Origin of the sequence: Paenibacillus sp. FSL R5-0490 (genome assembly GCF_001956215.1) — a bacterium.
Taxonomy (GTDB): Bacteria; Bacillota; Bacilli; order Bacillales; family Cytobacillaceae; genus Cytobacillus.
This window is the reverse complement of record NZ_MRTQ01000043.1, coordinates 1-17,104: the sequence shown is the minus strand read 5'-3', so window position 1 is coordinate 17,104 and position 17,104 is coordinate 1. Positions and strand designations below refer to the sequence as shown.

Below are 17,104 nucleotides of genomic sequence, written 5' to 3'. Positions count from 1 at the left end.
TTCTTCCCATCAGCTGATTGGCTTATGACCTCGAGCCCCTAGGAGCCGCAGCTAGATCGGGCAGTTTGCCCCCCACTTACCCTCCTTTGATTCCTCTGAGTCCTGAAGTGGGGGTCTTACTGCCCGTTAGACTGCGATAAAATAAAACGAGGGCTGAGCCCTCGTTTTATTTTGCCCTATTTGATTGAAAGTGTACGGTACGCTTCTCCATCGGATTGTACTTTGTGGTCTTTTTTATCATCTTTCTTTCCGCTGCCCGGTTTAAATGTATTATTTCTGTGATAGAGGGCACTTATTTCTCCGCCAATAACAAGTGCAAGGCCGGTTAGAAAGAACCACAGCATTAATACAATAACTCCGCCAAGGCTTCCATATGTGGCTGAATAATTCCCAAAATTGCTTACGTAAAAGGATAAGCCAAAAGATATGATCTGCCACATAACCGTTGCGGCTATTGCACCCGGCAATACCTGTTTGAAAGGAAAATGTTTATTCGGTGCGACTTTATAAAGAATAGCCAGGACTGTAACCATGATCACAAAAGCAACGGCCCATCGCAATACATTGATCAGAATTTGCATCCCTTCAGATATATTTATAAAATTCCCAATAAAATTCAAGATAACTTTTCCGAATACAGGAAGAACCATGGCAACAATGAATGCTGCAAGCAGTCCAAGTGTTAAGCCTATGGAAACAAGTCTTGATTTTATAAATGATCTCGATTCCTTTACATCAAACGCATCATTCATGGCCCTAATGAAAGCCTGCATTCCATTAGAAGCCGACCATAATGTACCGATAATACCAAAAGTCAGCAGACCGCCGTTTGGCTTCGTAATGATATCTACCACATTATCCTCGATCACACTAAACGAATCAGACGGCATTACACTCTGCAAATATGTTAATGCTTTTTGAGGATCCAGTGATAGATATGGAACAATGGAGATAAGCAGGATTAATAAAGGAAAAATGGAGAGCATATAATAATAGGCTTGTTCGGCTGCAAGCCCGGTTGCCCGATCATTCTTAAACTCCTTTCCGAGCTTCTTGCCAAATTGAATAACCTTATGCATGTAACTGCCCCTCCCTTATACAGCTGATTTGCTTGTATGTGTTTATTTCCCCGAAGAGCTTTGAACTAATCGTATTTTCATAAAATATTCAATCAGGCTGGTAAAAAAGATACCATTGTATGATCCTTACAAAGGAGTACAGAACTAAGAGTATTATTTAACCCCATGAATCCCTCATCTAATATAAGAAATGTTATAATTAGACATAGTGATTATCAGACTTGCCGAATAATTAGTTTGAGCTAAAAATGCACAAGCTATCATATTATATTACTAGCTTATACAGATACTCGGTTATCATATAAAAATGGGGGTCATTTATGAACGTTTCACTCGAAACTGCTGTTGAAGCAAATGTACATAAAGGATTGACTAAAGGAAAGCTTGCAAAAAGAATTTTCTTCATCATAGTTGGAGCCATACTTATGGGCGTAGGGATCGAAGAGTTTCTTGTGCCCAATAAAATTCTGGATGGCGGAATAGTAGGCATCTCCATTATCCTCTCTCACCTGTCCGGCTGGAAACTGGGCTGGTTTATTTTCATCCTTAATATCCCATTTTTTTACATAGGATACAAACAGATAGGGAAAACCTTTGCGTTGTCTACGCTGCTCGGGATTGCCGTATTATCAGCAACCACTCTCCTTTTGCATGACGTTCCTGTTTTTACTGAGGACTTGCTGTTAGCCACGGTATTTGGCGGCATTGTTCTTGGTGTTGGGGTCGGCATGGTGATCAGGTATGGAGGATCCTTAGATGGAACAGAGATTCTGGCCATTCTGGTAAATAAAAAACTTCCATTCTCTGTCGGGGAAATTATTATGTTTTTCAATATCTTCATTTTTGCTACGGCAGGCTTTGTTTTCGGCTGGAACAGGGCAATGTATTCCATCCTCGCTTATTTCATTGCTTTCAAAACAATAGATGTGGTGATCAGCGGGCTGGATGAATCAAAATCAGCCTGGATCATCAGTGACCAGCATAAGGTAATCGGCGAAGCGATTCTTGCACGGCTGGGAAGAGGAGTTACCTACTTAAATGGGGAAGGTGCTTACACAGGGGATGATAAAAAAGTAATCTTTTGTGTCATCACCAGACTGGAAGAGGCAAAATTAAAAGCCATCGTGGAAGAAATAGATCCCAGTGCTTTTTTAGCAGTTTCTGATATTGCGGAAGTCAGGGGCGGAAGATTTAAAAAGAAAGCCATTCATTAATTAATAATTTATAAACATGGATGCACCAGTTAAATCAAAATAACAAATAAATATATTAGCAATAAGATAAATATCAAAAAGATTACAGCTGTTATTAAGTATATCAGTGATCGGGATGATGAGTAGGTCTGCAGGTTAATTCTTTTTCTGACCTGAAAATAATTCAAGGTAGAGTAAACCAGGATTGTCAGGCCGGTAACCAGAGAAAACAGACTTAATGAAATGGCAATGCTATCTGCAAACTTATTTACTCTCTGCACATTATTAAAATGCAGTGTGGAAGCAAGTACACCTATTCCAATTACAGCGATCGATGTTCTTACCCATGCCAGGAAGGTTCTTTCATTTGCCAGATGCTGCTGTATGTATTTCGACTCTTTGGATTCTTCCATCAGAAACAGCTCTCCCTTATCTGAAGTATACGATTATTTTTACCGCTTAACCACAGGTTAAACATTAAAGGGAACAGCACCCGCTGCCCCCTCCCCGGAATTATAATATATCCATCCAGATCTTAATGGATGTAGCCAGAATTAGTACAGCCAAAATAACCTGGAGAATTTTTGTATTTACTTTCTTTCCTGAAGCAGCTCCTAATGGAGAAGCAATTAAGCTGGCAATAATCATAATGGCTGCAGGAACGTAGTCTACTTGTCCGGTTGCTAATTTACCAGCTGTAGATCCAATCGATGAAATAAAAGTGATTGCCAGTGATGTCGCAATCGTCATTCTTGTAGGAATCTTCAATACAACCAGCATAATAGGAACCAGTAAAAAGGCACCTGCTGCACCGACGATACCAGCCCCGATGCCGACAATCAAAGCAAAGAAGGCTGCAAGCCATTTATTGAACTTTACTTGATCCAAAGGGATATCATCCAAGCCTTTTTTCGGCACAAACATCATAATTGCCGCAATTAAAGCTAAAACACCATAAACAAGGTTAATGCCGCCTTCAGTCATAAACCTTGAACCGTAACTTCCGATTAAACTTCCGGCTAATATGGCTGAACCCATATAAATAATTAGTGTTTTATTCAGATATCCGCCTTTCCTGTAGGCCCAGACACCTCCGATTGTTGCAAAAAACACCTGTACAGCACTGATTCCTGAAACTTCATGAGCAGAAAAGGCTGCTAATCCAAATAACGGCGGAATGTATAATAGCATTGGGTATTTAATGATTGAGCCGCCAATTCCCACCATTCCGGAAATATAAGACCCGATAAAACCAATTAAAAATATAACGATCAAAAAAGTAAAATCCATGTGGCCATCTCCTCCTTTTAAGCAATAAAAGGGAGTGCAAACTCCCTTTTATCTTTTCAATAGATCAGCCTTTTTTTATCCAGAACTTTAACACTCCATTGTCATCCTCATGTTTTAAAAGCTCATGTCCTGTTGACTCTGTCCAGGCAGCCAAATCTTTAACTGCTCCTTTGTCTGTTGTATGAACTTCAAGCACTTGCCCTGATTCGATTTCACCTATTGCTTTCTTTGTTTTTACGATTGGCATTGGACAAGCTAAACCCTTTGCATCCAGTACTTTTGCTGCGTTCATATTTCATTCCTCCAATTATTATTATTAGTTTTTGATAAATCCTTCAAAAAAATTATCTTACAGCACAGCGATTTGGACCGATTTCCATCTCACGCTGTTTTTCTTCGTCCGGGCTGATTTTTCCCATATTTGTTTCGCGGATTTCCTGATAAGCATTAGGCTGAGGAGGAAGATTTTCAGAAACTAACTTTCTGAACTCTCCTTCGTCTTCAATGTTTAATCCGTGATTTTTAGCAAATAATGTGCCAAGCTTTTCGGATACGCTGCCATCCTCATTTAATTCTTCAATAATCATGAAGTGTGCAGGCATAACAACTAATTCGCCTGATAGGTCTTTATAGCGCTTATAAAGTGTTTCTCTTAAATCACCAGCCCAATCCCCGGCTTTACCGGCAAGGTCGGGACGTCCGATAGAATCGATGAATAGGATATCACCTGAAAGAAGGTATTGATCGTCCACTGCAAAAGATGTTGAACCAATTGTATGGCCTGGTGAGTAAATAGCTTGAATGCTGATTTTAGTAGAACCAATCATGACTTCGTTTCCATCTTCAAGACGGCTGTATTCAAATGTTACTTCTTCAGCATCCTTAGGAGGAAGCCAGTAAGAAGCACCCGTTTTTTCAGCAATTTTGCGTCCGCCTGAGATATGATCTGCATGCAGATGTGTATCAAAGACATGCTTAATCTCTGCATTCTTTTCAGCAGCAAAATCAGTAAATACGTCAGTCATTCTTGTGGCATCGACGATTGCAGCTTCACCATTTGAAATCACCATGTAGGACAGGCAGCCTTTTCCGATGCGGACGAATTGATACATTTCTCCGCCATCCTTCAAATCACCCACTTTAACAGGCTCAAGGTGTTCACTCCATGATTTCATCCCGCCTGCAAGGTATGAGGCATTGCGTCCTGCTTCTTCAAGCATTTCTGCGACCATGACAGAAGAACCTTCTTTTGCACACACTACTAAAAGCTCTTTATCAGCCGGAATTTTATCCAGAATAGGTTCTACGCCATCAAGAAGTTCGAAGTATGGAACATTCAAGTATTCAAAGTTTTTGCCTTCAATCTTCCAATCGTTAAAGTCGGTTTCATTGCGTACATCAAGTATAAATAATTCTTCATTTTGAATAACCTTTTTTGTTACTTCACTAGCAGTCATTGCATTCATCGTTAGTATACCCCCTAATGTATAATTTAGTTTAAAAAATTTTAGTTAAGCTTCGTTTCGGTCGGTCCATTCCATTCGGACATTCCCGGCACTACATTAATTACATTTGAGAAGCCTTTTTCAGCTAATACCTGGGATGCCATATCACTTCGGCTCCCTGTACGGCATACTACAAAAATCTTTTTATCCTGGTTTAGCTCGCTAATTCTTTCCTCCAATTCTCCGAAGGGAATCGAAATAGCATTGGGAATATGGCCGAATGCATATTCAGCAGGTTCCCTGACATCGAGAACAACAATATCATCATTAGAATCCATCTCTTTTAAAAGATCATCGTTAGAGGCAACAGACTCAAAAGTTGCAGCTTCACGCTCTTCATTTTCACCTGCTTTTCGTATATAATGCTTAAGCACTTCGCCTTCTTCCATTGTGCCAAGATATTGGTGTCCAGAGCTTTTTGCCCAGGCCTGAATATCTGCTTTTGAACCTTTATCTGTTGCAAGTACCTCAAGTACTTCCCCAGGATTCAGATTAGTGATTGCCTTTTTCGTTTTTACAATCGGCATTGGGCAGGCAAGCCCTTTTGCATCTACTGAAGAGTTTGTTTTTAAAGTTTCCATTTAATATTCCTCCTTATAACTTTAGATAAATAAGTTGACATTACCGTCTTCTGCATCTGCAAGATAAGCAGCTACACCGGCAAATTCTACACCATCAATGATTTCTTCCTGTTTGAAACCAAGAAGATCGACAGTCATTTGACAGGCTACAAGCTTAACTTCCTGTTCTTTTGCCATTTCAATAAGGTCGCTTACTGGCATTGTGTTGTGCTTTTTCATAATATCTTTGATCATCTTAGGACCCATTCCAGCCATATTCATTTTCGATAAGCCCATTTTTTCCGGACCTCTTGGCATCATTTTGCCAAACATTTTTTCCATAAAAGTTTTTTTGACTTGAATTGGCTCATCTTTTCTAAGAGCATTCAGTCCCCAGAATGTGTGAAAGATGGTTACCTCATGATCGTAAGCAGCTGCACCGTTTGCAATGATATAAGCCGCCATCACCTTGTCATAATCTCCGCTGAATAGAACGATTGTTGTTTTTTTCTTTTCCAATCTTTTATCCTCCCTTTACCCTATTGGGTATATATATAATCAAAAAAATTTATTTCTTATAACTTTTAAAATGAATCCAAATACCTCACAGGGTATATACTAGAGCATATTTGACTTTCTGTCAACACCTGTTCTTGGCCTTTGCAGTTCAATAATCTAATGGTCCTTCCCAGTTCATCATACCGCCAAGCATGTTAATGACTCTATACCCCTGTCCTTCAAGGAATCGTGCAGCTAATCCGCTGCGGTTTCCTGATCGGCAAACCATAACATATTCCTGATTCTTATCCAGCTCATGCATACGAAATTCAATTAATCCAAGCGGAATATGAATAGCTGAAGCTATCTTTCCTTCTTTTACTTCATCTGCTTCCCGCACATCAATGATATTTAATTTTACTCCGGCGGCTAGCTGCTGCTCTACTTCATTCACATTCATTGTTTTCATTTAATATTCTCCCCTTTATCTCCAGGCGCTTACTCCGCCTTTGATGTTTGTAATGTTCTTATATCCGGCTTTTTTTAGAATTTTACTTGCTTTGCTGCTTCTCATTCCGCTTTGACAGATAACAACTACTTCCTTATCTCTTGATAGCTGTCCCATATTCTGGTGAAGCTGATGAAGAGGCATGTTCTTAAATCCTGGAATATGGAAGCTTTTAAATTCAGCTGTTGTTCTTACATCAATGTATTGCTTTGTTTTGTCCTTCATTTCATTCTTCAGCTGAGCAGCTGTCATCTGCTTTACGCCCTTTACCGGAATCAGCTTCTGAAGGAGAAAAATAATAACCAGGGCGATAATGATTCCATTTGCAATAGTCATTTGCTTACCTCCAAATTTATGTGATAACGCTTTTGTTTTATACCTCATGGGGTATATTATAACTAAATAAAAAAAGGAAGTCAACTGACCATCATCTGCTTTTAACAAGTAAGTTGACAGCCTCTTCAATCATGATGGAACTCTCAATTCCCTTTTCAGCGTTTTCAACAATACATTGTTCAAGATTGGAACTGACAATAACTGCAATTGCTTTATCAATTGCTGATCTTGAAGCTGTTAGCTGGGTAATGACAGATTTGCAATCTTTTTCATCCTCCATCATTTTTAAAATCCCTCTAAGCTGGCCCTCTGCCCTTTTGATTCGATTTTTAGTTTTTGCATCGTATAACACAAGCTTCACCCCATTTTAGTTTTATTTTACACAGTGACAATCAGGCATTGAAAAACCAACTATCTTAAACCCTTTTTTTCGCAGCATCCTTACCCCAAAATTTTTCTCTAATGAGCTGGAGGCAACTAAATGGATTTGGTTATATGGTATATCGTTTATATGCCGATTTATATATGGAATGGGCAGATTGATCGCTCCGGGTATTTCACAATGACAGGAATCATTATAATCCCTGACATCCAGCAGAGCTATGCCTTCCTTGGGCAGGCATTGATCTAAATGATAACAAGGGATATTTCTAATAGGATAATACCTTTTAAATAATGGGAAACTAACTAGCAGCAAGGTTAAAAAAATCAGCAGCATATTTCTCTCCTCTGCGTAAATAATTCAATTACAATTCATATAATATACCCTATTGGGTATATAGTCAATACTTTTTTTACAAATAGAAAAACACCCGCGTGGGTGTTTTTGATTAGCAGCAGCCGCTGTCATTGCCTAACAGAACCAGTCTTTCATTTTCCTGATCATGGTCAAGAATCATACTTTCTGTATGCGGCTTGATCTCCGGGTCGACTGCCACCTGGATTCCATTTATAGTTTCGATTATATCATCTGCTTCCGGCTCATCCAGAGCCAGTCCAATTTGATGGCCTCCTCAGCCAAAGCCTGCAAAATAAACTCTAATTCCGCCAGTATTTTTCTCTTGAAGAATCTGTTTCAATAGATCCCGAGCTGAATCTGTAATTTTCAAGATCATCATCCTTTCCTCAGTTTATCCATGGCTGTAAAGAAAATATTAATATCCGGGAGTCATCTAGTTACCTTTTCAATACCCCCGCCTGTACACGTTAATATTACTTCAATACTCCTTGAGAAGGAAAGTATTTAGTTTTATTCTGTCCATTTTTAAAAAACCTGTTTGCAGCCCGGCCAAAAAAAGACGAACCACAATATATTTTGGTTCGTCCGTCATTTTTACAAATATTTCCTGTGAATGCTCTTCCCATCGTAAGTGAAAAGCATGTTCTTGCCTTCAACAATGGTTTCCATATGGACGCCTCTGCCCCAAAGCTGGTGTACATATGGGAGTACTTTTTCAAGATATTTTAGATCAAGCTCCACACCTTCAAACCAGTGCTTTAAGTATAGTTCACCATTCTTCATATAATCTCCGTCATTAACCGTCAAATATGGGAATCCTCCATTTACACGCATGCTGACAAGCTGATCGCGCACATGCTCCCACTGTTTATCCACTACCTTATAATCCTTACCTTGTTTTTGGAACAGATACATATCTTCTCTCATGACAAGGTCTTTTGTTAAATAATTTCTTAAAAATGATATATCTGACTCGATTTCACGAACCTCGAACATTTTTTCCCGGCCTGAATTTGGCACTGCACCGCGCCTCTTCATTTCCTCAGTCGGATTGTTATATCGTTCTTCAATATCTTCAAAAATCTTCAGACCCAGATAATATGGATTGATTCCGGTTCTGGACGGCTGCACAACCCCTGCATTCAACTTTGCAAATTCCAGCGCTTCAGCAGATGTCAAATCCATTTCCCTTAAGATGCGCTGATGCCAATAAGATGCCCAGCCTTCGTTCATAATTTTAGTTTCCAGCTGCGGCCAAAAATAGAGCATTTCTTCCCGCATCATCGTTAATATATCCCGCTGCCAGTCGGTTAGCTCCCTGCTGTAGCTCTCTATAAACAGCAGTAAATCTTTTTCTGGTTTCGGAGGGAACTTCTTATTTTTTTTCTTTGGTTCATGCTTCTTGTTTCTTTCATCCAAATCCCATAAATCATCATAAGGGCTGGCCGCTGCTGTTTCACCGCTGCTTTCATATTCATCATCCGAACTCCAGGCTAGCTTCGGCCTCATTAGAGACGGATCAATATGTTCTTCAATTGCCAGCACGGCATCAAGGAAAGTTTCCACTTCCTTTTTCCCAAACTCAATTTCATACCGCCTTATTCTTTCAGCGGTGGCAGCCATGCTCTCTACCATGTCCCTCTTTGTGTTTTGAAAACGGACATTATTTTTAAAGAAATCACAATGTGCTAAAACATGCGCTACAATTAATTTGTTTTGGATAAGGGTATTGGAATCAAGCAGAAACGCATAGCAGGGATCCGAGTTGATTACAAGCTCATAAATTTTTGATAACCCTAAATCATAATGCAGCTTCATTTTATGAAACTGTTTTCCAAAACTCCAATGCGAAAACCTGGTCGGCATGCCATAAGCTCCAAATGTATAAATGATTTCCGCAGGGCAAATTTCATACCTCATAGGGTAATAGTCCAAGCCAAATCCATTTGCAATTTCAGTAATTTCCTGAATGGCATATTCCAATGATTTATTTTCTTCCTCCCGCATTGCCACTCCCCCTTTTAGTCCTTACCATAATCTATGAACCAACAAGAGGATTGATGAGTAGTCTCTTCATAAGCTTGTAACAAATCACAGCAAAAAGCGGAGCATTTCGCCCCGCTTTCCATATGGCATTAGTCATCCAATTCGACTGTTGCTACTTTACCTGTTTCAGCGTCAATATCGACATCTGCTTCGCCTTTATTTGTCTGCAGTTCAACTTCATATAGGATTTTTCCATCGTCCTTATCTATTTCGATTTCTTTCATTATTCCATTAACTTCTTTTTCAGCTATCTCAATAGCTTTTTGTTCGGAGATTATATTTTCCCCATTTATCTCTTTTTCTGACTGATCATTGTCATCATCGTCATCCCGCTCTTTATTAATTGAAATGACTTTACCATCTAAGGCGCTAATTTTAATATCGATATCTTCTTTCCCGTTATCAATATCAATTTCATAATACTGATTGCCTTTTACTCTTTCCAATTCAATGCTCTCAACGCTTCCCTCTGCTTCAGAAAGAGCAATCTTCTTCGCCTCTTCAACAGTAATAAAATCCTGCACAGCTTCTTTCTTACTCCCAGCACTTCCTTTTTCATTCGTATCTGCGGCACCAGCTGCAACAGCACCACCCAGCAATAAAGCTCCTGCCAATGAAATAACTGTAAATTTTTTGTTCATTATATTTTTCCTCCTTTTTCTTTTCTACATGTTCAATATAACCGGTGAAAATGAGAGAAAAAGGATAAGAAAATTAAAATTTGATGAGAAAGGAATTAATCATCCCATGTAACCGACATTACTTTTCCTGTTATAGCATGGATTTGGACAGCGGCCTCCCTGCCGTCATTCTTTTCTATCTCCACAAGATAATAAGATCCGCTGTCTGTTTTCTCAAAGCTTATATCATCCACCTCTCCAGGTTCAATTTTTAGAGCAATTTGAATAGCTTCCTCTTCGGTTAGATTTTTAACAGGGACTTTTGTTTCCTCGGCATAACGGGATAGAACTTCTCCAGTCAGGGCATCAACAGTAATCTTTATCTTTGCTTCACCTTTCTGAACGATTGCCTCAAAGGCTGGTTTTTCTTTATAAGTCACTTTTTTCATGGAGAGTAATTCACCAGATTCTTCTGCCCGAATAATTTCCTTTATTTTTTCTTCATCAAGCTGATTCTGTTCACCGTTAGGAATGTGTTCCTTTTTTTCAAAAAAAAGAATATCTCCTCCGTTTTCACTCAGCTTTATTTGATAAAACGCTTCGTCTTTTTTCATTTCAATCAAATAAGTGCTGTTTACTTTTTTCACATTCAGAATTTCTCCCTGATATCTGTCTTTTATTAATTCCCTGGCTTTACCTTCAGTAATTGATTCAGAAGCAGAGACATCAGTGAATTGAATTGCAGCAAATACAAGGAGCGCAGCCAGCAGAAGCCCCGAAGCTGCAATTATAAGTTTATGCTTCATTCCTTACACCTCCCACTTAGCTTATTTCTCCATTATCTATTAATAAAATGAGAAAAAGATGAGAATGGTTATGTCACTTTGATTATGATGGATGCTGCAGTTCCTACTCCTTCAGTACTTTCGAGCCTGATTTCAACTCCCAGCGCTTCTGCTATTTCTTTGGCAAGGGACAGTCCCAGTCCTGATCCCCCTGTTTTTCTATTTCTAGCCTCATCAACCCGGTAAAAACGATCAAATACTCTTGGCAGATCCTTCATAGGTATACCCATGCCGCGATCTTCAATCCGTATATAGACTTCTTGTTTCTCTGTTCCAGCAGTAACCTTTATGACATCATCACTGTATTTCCTGGCATTATCCAGAAAAATAAACAGGAGCTGCTTTAATTTATTTTCATCAGTTTGAATAAGTGTATTTTCAGACAAATCCAAATGCACAGTCCTATTAAAAGCATCTTCATATGTCCGAGTGACTTGGGTTAAAAAACTGTTTAGTTCCACCATTTTCAAATCAATCATCCAATGGTCATCATGCCGTGCAAGCAAAAGAAGCTGTTCTGTCATCTCCTTCATTCTTAGCGCCTCTGAGTGAATGGCTTCTATGGATTCATTAAATAATTCAGGTTCTTTCAGCCCCCTTCTCTTAAGCAGGCTTGAATAACTTTCTATAACAGTTAATGGAGTTTTTAATTCATGGGAAGCATTTGAAATAAAGAGTTTTTGCTTCTCATAATTGGATTCAAGAAGATCTATCATATGGTTGAAGGTTTCACCCATTTGCTGCAGCTCATCATGAGATTTCCCTTCCAGCTTAAGACGCTTGAATTGGCCGCTTTTTCTAATTTCTTTCATGGTGGCTGTCATAGTCGCTACAGGCCTTGTAATAAACTTGCTAAGGACCGCACTGGAAATCAAAACCGGAATCATTGCCGCGACTGTCACAATCCCCAGAACGAAGCGAAGAGTCTTTAATATTTTTTCCGCACTTTCCATGCTTCTGGTCAGCTGAAAACTTCCTATTTCACCATCCGGCAGAATCACAGGTGCCGACGCAAACATATAGACCCTATTATCACGTTCCATTGTTTTTATTAATTCACTGCTGATGTACTCTGCAGGAATTTCACTGAGCGCCTTTTCATCCGGGGATGTGGAGGTTACTGCCTTTTTATCCGGCTGAACAAGTCTTACCATTCCATTTGAAGGAACAAAGGCCCTAAGCAGTTCAGCTTCCGGAACATTCCCGATGGATCTTTGGGCAATCTTTGTCATATTTTCCATTTCATTCGAAATAGCGGCCCGCTCATTTTCATATACCAATTTGCTGAATACAGCATAAACAGCGAAATTCATTATAAGCAGAAGGACTGCAAAAAGAACGGTTGTATACAAATAAATTTTCTTCCTAAGATTCATTTCGTCTCCTTTAATACATACCCTACTCCGCGGATAGTGTGAATAAGAGAAGGCATCTCAGGCAAGTCTATTTTTTTGCGCAAATACCTGATGTAGACATCAACAACATTTGTGTCCCCCAAAAAGTCATATCCCCAGACAGCCTCCAAAATCTGTTCCCTGTTCAGGACCTGTTTTTTATTGGTCATTAAATAAACCAGTAAATCAAATTCTCTGGGCGTCAGTTCTATGGACTGATCTCCCCGGCTGACTTCCCTTGTTTTCTCATTGAGCTTTAAATCTGACACTTCAAGACAGTCAATAGCCGTAGTTTCTTGAACAGCTGCTGTTTTAACCCTTAGTGCCGCTCGAATCCTCGCAAGCAGTTCCTCAATCTGAAAAGGTTTTGTTATGTAATCGTTCGCCCCCAGATCTAAGCCAGATACTTTATCTTCCACTGAGCTTTTAGCCGTCAGCAGCAAAATGGGGGTCTGTTTATCCTTACTGCGAATTCTTCGCAGAATTTCAATTCCGCTAAAGCCTGGAAGCATGATATCCAGAATGATTAGGTCCCAGCTTCCAGTCCTGTATAACTCCATTGCCTGAAAACCATCCATTGCCTTTGTTACTTGATAGCCCTCAAATTCAAGCTCAATTTCCAGAAGCCTGGCGATTTTAGCTTCATCCTCCGCAACAAGAATTGATTCCCTCAAAAAACTCACTCCCCATATTTGACAGTTATATTCATAATCCAAGGTTATCAGAAAGATATGTTTTTATCATTATTTTGAATAAGGAGACAATGAAAAAAGCCCCCGAAGGAGCTTACTGAGTTTTTCTCTCTACAGATAGGCTAACCGCTTTGTTATCCTTGAGGTTATGTGTGACCATCACCAATATGGTTACCGGATTCCCGTCTTCTTTTACTGTAAATGTGAAGGTGTCTGTTACGTCTGTTTCAGTAACTTTCTTTCTTCCTCCATACTGATAATCCACTACTTCTTCCCCAGGGTAGTCTTCTTTTACAACTGCAATGGCAATTCTCCCATACTTTTCATAATCCGGTTTTTGTACAGCTCCTGCCAATGAACCTCCCCCGGCTAATAAACAAATCAGCATAAATATGGATAAATACTTTTTCATTTTTCCCTCCAAAGCATATGTCGTTACTTATATTCTTGACCCAGGCATTGATTTTATGTAACCGAATTTCCTGTAAATGAATGTGGCCAATATATACAGGTAAATGATGAAAACCCATGTATATCAACAAGTCCAAGATTTACTTTGAAATAAAATGCCGCATCATCATAAACTATAATCAACTCCTGGAAGAGGAGGAGAGGACAAATGAATAAAGTGGATTATGACCGTGCGTTATATTATACACACCGGTCTGAATGGGATAACCTGCTGATCCTGATGGTCAGGACAGAAGATCAATTTCTTTCGAAGAAAATCGAACATTTTCTTCATGCCTACAATTTCGAAAAAGACTATTCTGTCATTGAGAAACATTTATACTCACTGCTTAGATATATTGACCATGCCAATGAATTATCGGAAAAACAGCTGCCAAACACTGTATTTTATGAACTAACCTGACAAAAGAATTCCACCAATAATAAAACACGGATTTTTTGGTCCGTGTTTTTGTTTTCTTATTGTTTTAATTCCTGCTTAATTTGACCATATGCCTTCATATATATCTGAAGTTCGTTTATTAAGCCCTCAACCAATTGAGCTGGTTCTTCATAAAGGCCATCATTTTCATAATCAAAACAATGCGGGTCCAGGACAAGCTGTTTAGGTATAACATTGGCATATACGCCTCTGCCGGCAATTCTTAAATTATTCAGCGCATTGATCCCGCCTTTTCCGCCTCCTGCCACAACCAGCAGGCCGACTGGCTTATGGGCAAATTGCTCACTCCCCAGAAAATCCAGCGCATTCTTTAATGCTCCGCTCATGGCACTGTGGTACTCAGGGGATGCCAGAATAACTCCATCAGAGTCAGCAATCTGCTGGCGCAGTTTTTTAACAGCAGGCAGCCCATATTGATCTTCTGTTCCATTGTATAAAGGAATTTCTCCAAGGCTTAAGTCGATCAGTTCAGCATTATATTTTCTTGCAATATAACGGGAGGCTATTCCCGTGCGTCCTTTCATTCTCGGACTTCCATTAATAATTGTAAGCTTCATTTTTAAACTCTCCTTTAAGTTCCTATATTATTTAGTATATAGAAACATGCGCTTTTACACATCGTCAGGATGGCTGAGTTTTATAAAGCTTGTTTTAGTACTAATTCAGTAAATATTCCCTCAGACTTTTGGATGAGTTTTTATTTTGTCTCTGCAATCCCATGACGCACGGCATAAAGTGCTGCCTGAGTCCTGTCTGCCAGCTCTAACTTGGAAAGCAGGTTGGAAACATGGGTTTTGACTGTCTTTTCTGTGATAAAAAGAGAGGAAGCTATTTCTTTATTGCTTTTTCCTTTTGCGATCTCTCTCAAAACCTCGAGCTCTCTCTTTGTCAGCTCTTCAAGCGGATGTCTTTCCGTACTGTTTTTATTCGTTAAATGTGTAAGCAGATGAGAGGTGGCTTTTGGATGAAGCTGATTCTCCCCTTTCATCAGCTGGATTATTGCCTGAACAAGGATATCCGGCTCAATATCCTTCAGCTGATATCCTGATGCGCCCGCCTCAATGGCGGGTATTACATGATCCTGGTCTGAAAAACTTGTGAGTATCATGATTTTTACATTAGGATAATTCTGTTTAATCTGCCGTGTGGCTTCAATCCCATTCATTACTGGCATATCCAGGTCCATTAATACAACATCCGGCTGGTGTGTTTGCATCATCTCAACAGCTTCAAGGCCGTTTTTTGCCTCCCCGATAATTTCGATTTCCTGCTGAGTTTTTAGAAAAAATAAAAGTCCTCTTCTTACAACATGATGATCATCCGCTATTAAAACCTTGATGGCCATTTATTTCCCTCCCTTTTCCAAAGGAATGATAATTTCAATATTCGTTCCTTTGTTTGGCTCTGTTATTAATTTGAATATACCATTCAGTGCTTCTGTCCTTTTCTTCATGCTTTTGAGACCTAGAGAAGGGATATCGTTTTCACGATAGTGAAACCCCCTGCCGCAATCGGAAATCATCATGGCAACTTTTCTTTCCTCCACAGTCAGTACTACATCAGCTGTTGACTCACCGGAATGTTTCTTGCAGTTTGCCAGAGCTTCCTGGCCAATTCTCCAAAGTGTTTCTTCAACTTTCCCAGGAAGACAAATTACTCCCTTAACTTTTGAGTTTAGCTTCAGGCCAAGCATTTGACTGTAAGTCTGCATAGCACATATAATTCCATTTTCCAGTCCTCGCGGTTTGAGCTGCCAAATAAGCGCTCTCATCTCACTTAATGCTTCCTGTGCGAGATCCTGCATGTAGGAAAAGGTTTCTTTCATTTCTGGGTTATCAGTCATTTCCGCTCCTCCTCTCGCCGTCAAGCTTAAAGAGAACAAAAGCTGGTTGACAGAATCATGCAGGTCCCTTGCCAGCCGGTTTCTTTCCGCAGCAAGTGCCGTCTCCTGTTCGAGCTGTGTGAGCTTGATCCGTTTTATAGCCGTTCCAATTTGGAAAGCAACAGATTCCAGCAAAGCCAATTCTTCCGGTGAAAAATGGGTTTTAGCAGGTGAACCAACATTAAGAATACCAAACTTTTCCTCTCCCGCCCTCAGAGGTACGGAGGCATGATGGGTTAGCCCGTTAGTATCTTTTCTTTGCTCGGCAATTGCATCTTCTATTCTTTTGCATTCAATTATATTTGAAGCTTTGTTTAATCTGCCGTCATTATAGCGGTCAATGCACCAGCAATCTCCCTTGCACATCGGCCTGCAGTTATCCGCGGAAAGGGCAGGAGGCAGTTTCTCTTCTGCTGCAAGGCGGAACTCCCCATGGCTATCGATCAGAAATACCCATCCCGTTTCCAGACCGGTGATGTGAAGCAGTTTTTGCAGCACCTCTTTAAGAAGCGAATCTATTTCTGTTCCTTCATTCAATAGCTCTGCTATTTCTTTTAAAATTCCGATTTCTGATTGTCTGTTTTTCCCCAACACCCGGATCCCCCTTAGTCCTTGTCATATATGTACTTATATTATATAACTTATTTTCCCTTACTTCCTTGGCATTTGGGAGGAAGCAGCCTGCGACTAAAGATGTAGAACGAAGAAGCCAACATAAAAACACCGAAGAGCAATTCTCTTCGGTGCAGATTTTCTATCGCAGTCTAACGGGCAGTAAGACCCCCACTTCAAGACTTAGAGGAATCAAAGGAGGATAGTGGGGGTCAAAACTGCCCGATCTAGCTGCGGCTCCTAGGGGCTCGAGGTCATAAGCCAATCAGCTGATGGGAAGAAAAGCACTCACCACCATCTGCTCGACTTATGCTTGTCACCCCAAGGCAAGTCGCCTCGCTTTATAATGTAAAGGCCCGATTGGTGAGATACAGTGAAACTTGCCGACGCGC

22 protein-coding genes are annotated in these 17,104 nt (G+C 39.9%); 3 read left to right on the top strand and 19 right to left on the bottom strand.

Annotation, left to right across the window (positions count from 1 at the left end):
• Positions 1-176: 176 nt before the first annotated feature.
• Complete coding sequence (locus BK139_RS22890; RefSeq protein WP_076263414.1) at positions 177-1,079, bottom strand: YihY/virulence factor BrkB family protein; 903 nt, start codon at positions 1,077-1,079, stop codon at positions 177-179.
• Between the two features lie 320 nt (positions 1,080-1,399).
• Here BK139_RS22890 and BK139_RS22885 point away from each other — a divergent pair, with 320 nt between their 5' ends.
• A complete protein-coding gene (locus tag BK139_RS22885; protein WP_076263412.1) occupies positions 1,400-2,293 on the top strand; it encodes a YitT family protein in 894 nt (297 codons plus the stop codon).
• Between the two features lie 29 nt (positions 2,294-2,322).
• Here BK139_RS22885 and BK139_RS22880 read toward each other — a convergent pair whose 3' ends face one another.
• From BK139_RS22880 to BK139_RS22840, 9 genes are all read right to left on the bottom strand, one after another.
• The gene (locus BK139_RS22880; protein WP_076263410.1) at positions 2,323-2,685 is read right to left on the bottom strand and encodes a YidH family protein; all 363 of its coding nucleotides are present in this window, start codon (positions 2,683-2,685) and stop codon (positions 2,323-2,325) included.
• A gap of 100 nt (positions 2,686-2,785) precedes the next feature.
• Complete coding sequence (locus tag BK139_RS22875; protein WP_076263409.1) at positions 2,786-3,562, bottom strand: sulfite exporter TauE/SafE family protein; 777 nt, start codon at positions 3,560-3,562, stop codon at positions 2,786-2,788.
• 64 nt (positions 3,563-3,626) lie between these two features.
• Positions 3,627-3,854 (bottom strand): sulfurtransferase TusA family protein, encoded by a 228-nt coding sequence (locus BK139_RS22870; RefSeq protein WP_035326750.1) that lies wholly within the window; start codon positions 3,852-3,854, stop codon positions 3,627-3,629.
• A gap of 52 nt (positions 3,855-3,906) precedes the next feature.
• Positions 3,907-5,028: an MBL fold metallo-hydrolase gene (locus tag BK139_RS22865; RefSeq protein ID WP_076263406.1), complete on the bottom strand. Its 1,122-nt coding sequence runs from the start codon at positions 5,026-5,028 to the stop codon at positions 3,907-3,909.
• Between the two features lie 41 nt (positions 5,029-5,069).
• The gene (locus BK139_RS22860) at positions 5,070-5,648 is read right to left on the bottom strand and encodes a sulfurtransferase TusA family protein (RefSeq protein ID WP_076263405.1); all 579 of its coding nucleotides are present in this window, start codon (positions 5,646-5,648) and stop codon (positions 5,070-5,072) included.
• A gap of 21 nt (positions 5,649-5,669) precedes the next feature.
• On the bottom strand, positions 5,670-6,146 hold the full coding sequence (locus BK139_RS22855) for a DsrE/DsrF/DrsH-like family protein (protein ID WP_076263403.1): 477 nt from the start codon (positions 6,144-6,146) through the stop codon (positions 5,670-5,672).
• 148 nt (positions 6,147-6,294) lie between these two features.
• Positions 6,295-6,594 carry a rhodanese-like domain-containing protein gene (locus tag BK139_RS22850; protein WP_076263401.1) on the bottom strand — a complete coding sequence of 100 codons (300 nt, stop codon included), beginning with the start codon at positions 6,592-6,594 and terminating at the stop codon, positions 6,295-6,297.
• 15 nt (positions 6,595-6,609) lie between these two features.
• Positions 6,610-6,969, bottom strand: coding sequence for a rhodanese-like domain-containing protein (locus tag BK139_RS22845; protein WP_076263398.1), 360 nt, complete (start codon positions 6,967-6,969; stop codon positions 6,610-6,612).
• Positions 6,970-7,060: 91 nt separating this feature from the next.
• Entirely contained in the window at positions 7,061-7,321 is a 261-nt protein-coding gene (locus BK139_RS22840) for a metal-sensitive transcriptional regulator (protein WP_048011895.1), read from the bottom strand.
• 129 nt (positions 7,322-7,450) lie between these two features.
• Here BK139_RS22840 and BK139_RS24215 point away from each other — a divergent pair, with 129 nt between their 5' ends.
• Positions 7,451-7,600: a hypothetical protein gene (locus tag BK139_RS24215; protein WP_175609185.1), complete on the top strand. Its 150-nt coding sequence runs from the start codon at positions 7,451-7,453 to the stop codon at positions 7,598-7,600.
• 702 nt (positions 7,601-8,302) lie between these two features.
• Here the strand turns inward: BK139_RS24215 and BK139_RS22830 are convergent.
• The 6 genes from BK139_RS22830 to BK139_RS22805 all read right to left on the bottom strand — a co-directional run bounded on the left by BK139_RS22830 (position 8,303) and on the right by BK139_RS22805 (position 13,717).
• A complete protein-coding gene (locus BK139_RS22830; protein WP_076263393.1) occupies positions 8,303-9,715 on the bottom strand; it encodes a SpoVR family protein in 1,413 nt (470 codons plus the stop codon).
• Between the two features lie 128 nt (positions 9,716-9,843).
• Positions 9,844-10,395 (bottom strand): PepSY domain-containing protein, encoded by a 552-nt coding sequence (locus BK139_RS22825; protein ID WP_076263391.1) that lies wholly within the window; start codon positions 10,393-10,395, stop codon positions 9,844-9,846.
• Between the two features lie 95 nt (positions 10,396-10,490).
• Positions 10,491-11,180, bottom strand: coding sequence for a PepSY domain-containing protein (locus tag BK139_RS22820; RefSeq protein WP_076263389.1), 690 nt, complete (start codon positions 11,178-11,180; stop codon positions 10,491-10,493).
• 68 nt (positions 11,181-11,248) lie between these two features.
• A complete protein-coding gene (locus BK139_RS22815; protein WP_076263387.1) occupies positions 11,249-12,595 on the bottom strand; it encodes a HAMP domain-containing histidine kinase in 1,347 nt (448 codons plus the stop codon).
• A complete protein-coding gene (locus tag BK139_RS22810; RefSeq protein ID WP_076263384.1) occupies positions 12,592-13,287 on the bottom strand; it encodes a response regulator transcription factor in 696 nt (231 codons plus the stop codon). Before BK139_RS22810 ends, BK139_RS22815 begins: the two co-directional genes overlap by 4 nt.
• Before the next feature lie 112 nt (positions 13,288-13,399).
• Entirely contained in the window at positions 13,400-13,717 is a 318-nt protein-coding gene (locus BK139_RS22805; protein ID WP_076263381.1) for a DUF3889 domain-containing protein, read from the bottom strand.
• A gap of 207 nt (positions 13,718-13,924) precedes the next feature.
• Between BK139_RS22805 and BK139_RS22800 the strand changes: the two genes are divergently transcribed.
• Positions 13,925-14,179, top strand: coding sequence for a YhdB family protein (locus tag BK139_RS22800; protein ID WP_035326734.1), 255 nt, complete (start codon positions 13,925-13,927; stop codon positions 14,177-14,179).
• A gap of 56 nt (positions 14,180-14,235) precedes the next feature.
• On the opposite strand, the gene BK139_RS22795 is transcribed toward BK139_RS22800, so the two are convergent.
• From BK139_RS22795 to BK139_RS22785, 3 genes are all read right to left on the bottom strand, one after another.
• Positions 14,236-14,775, bottom strand: coding sequence for an NADPH-dependent FMN reductase (locus BK139_RS22795; protein ID WP_076263378.1), 540 nt, complete (start codon positions 14,773-14,775; stop codon positions 14,236-14,238).
• Between the two features lie 140 nt (positions 14,776-14,915).
• Positions 14,916-15,563, bottom strand: coding sequence for a response regulator (locus BK139_RS22790; RefSeq protein WP_076263375.1), 648 nt, complete (start codon positions 15,561-15,563; stop codon positions 14,916-14,918).
• A complete protein-coding gene (locus tag BK139_RS22785; RefSeq protein ID WP_076263372.1) occupies positions 15,564-16,694 on the bottom strand; it encodes a GAF domain-containing sensor histidine kinase in 1,131 nt (376 codons plus the stop codon).
• Positions 16,695-17,104: the final 410 nt, after the last annotated feature.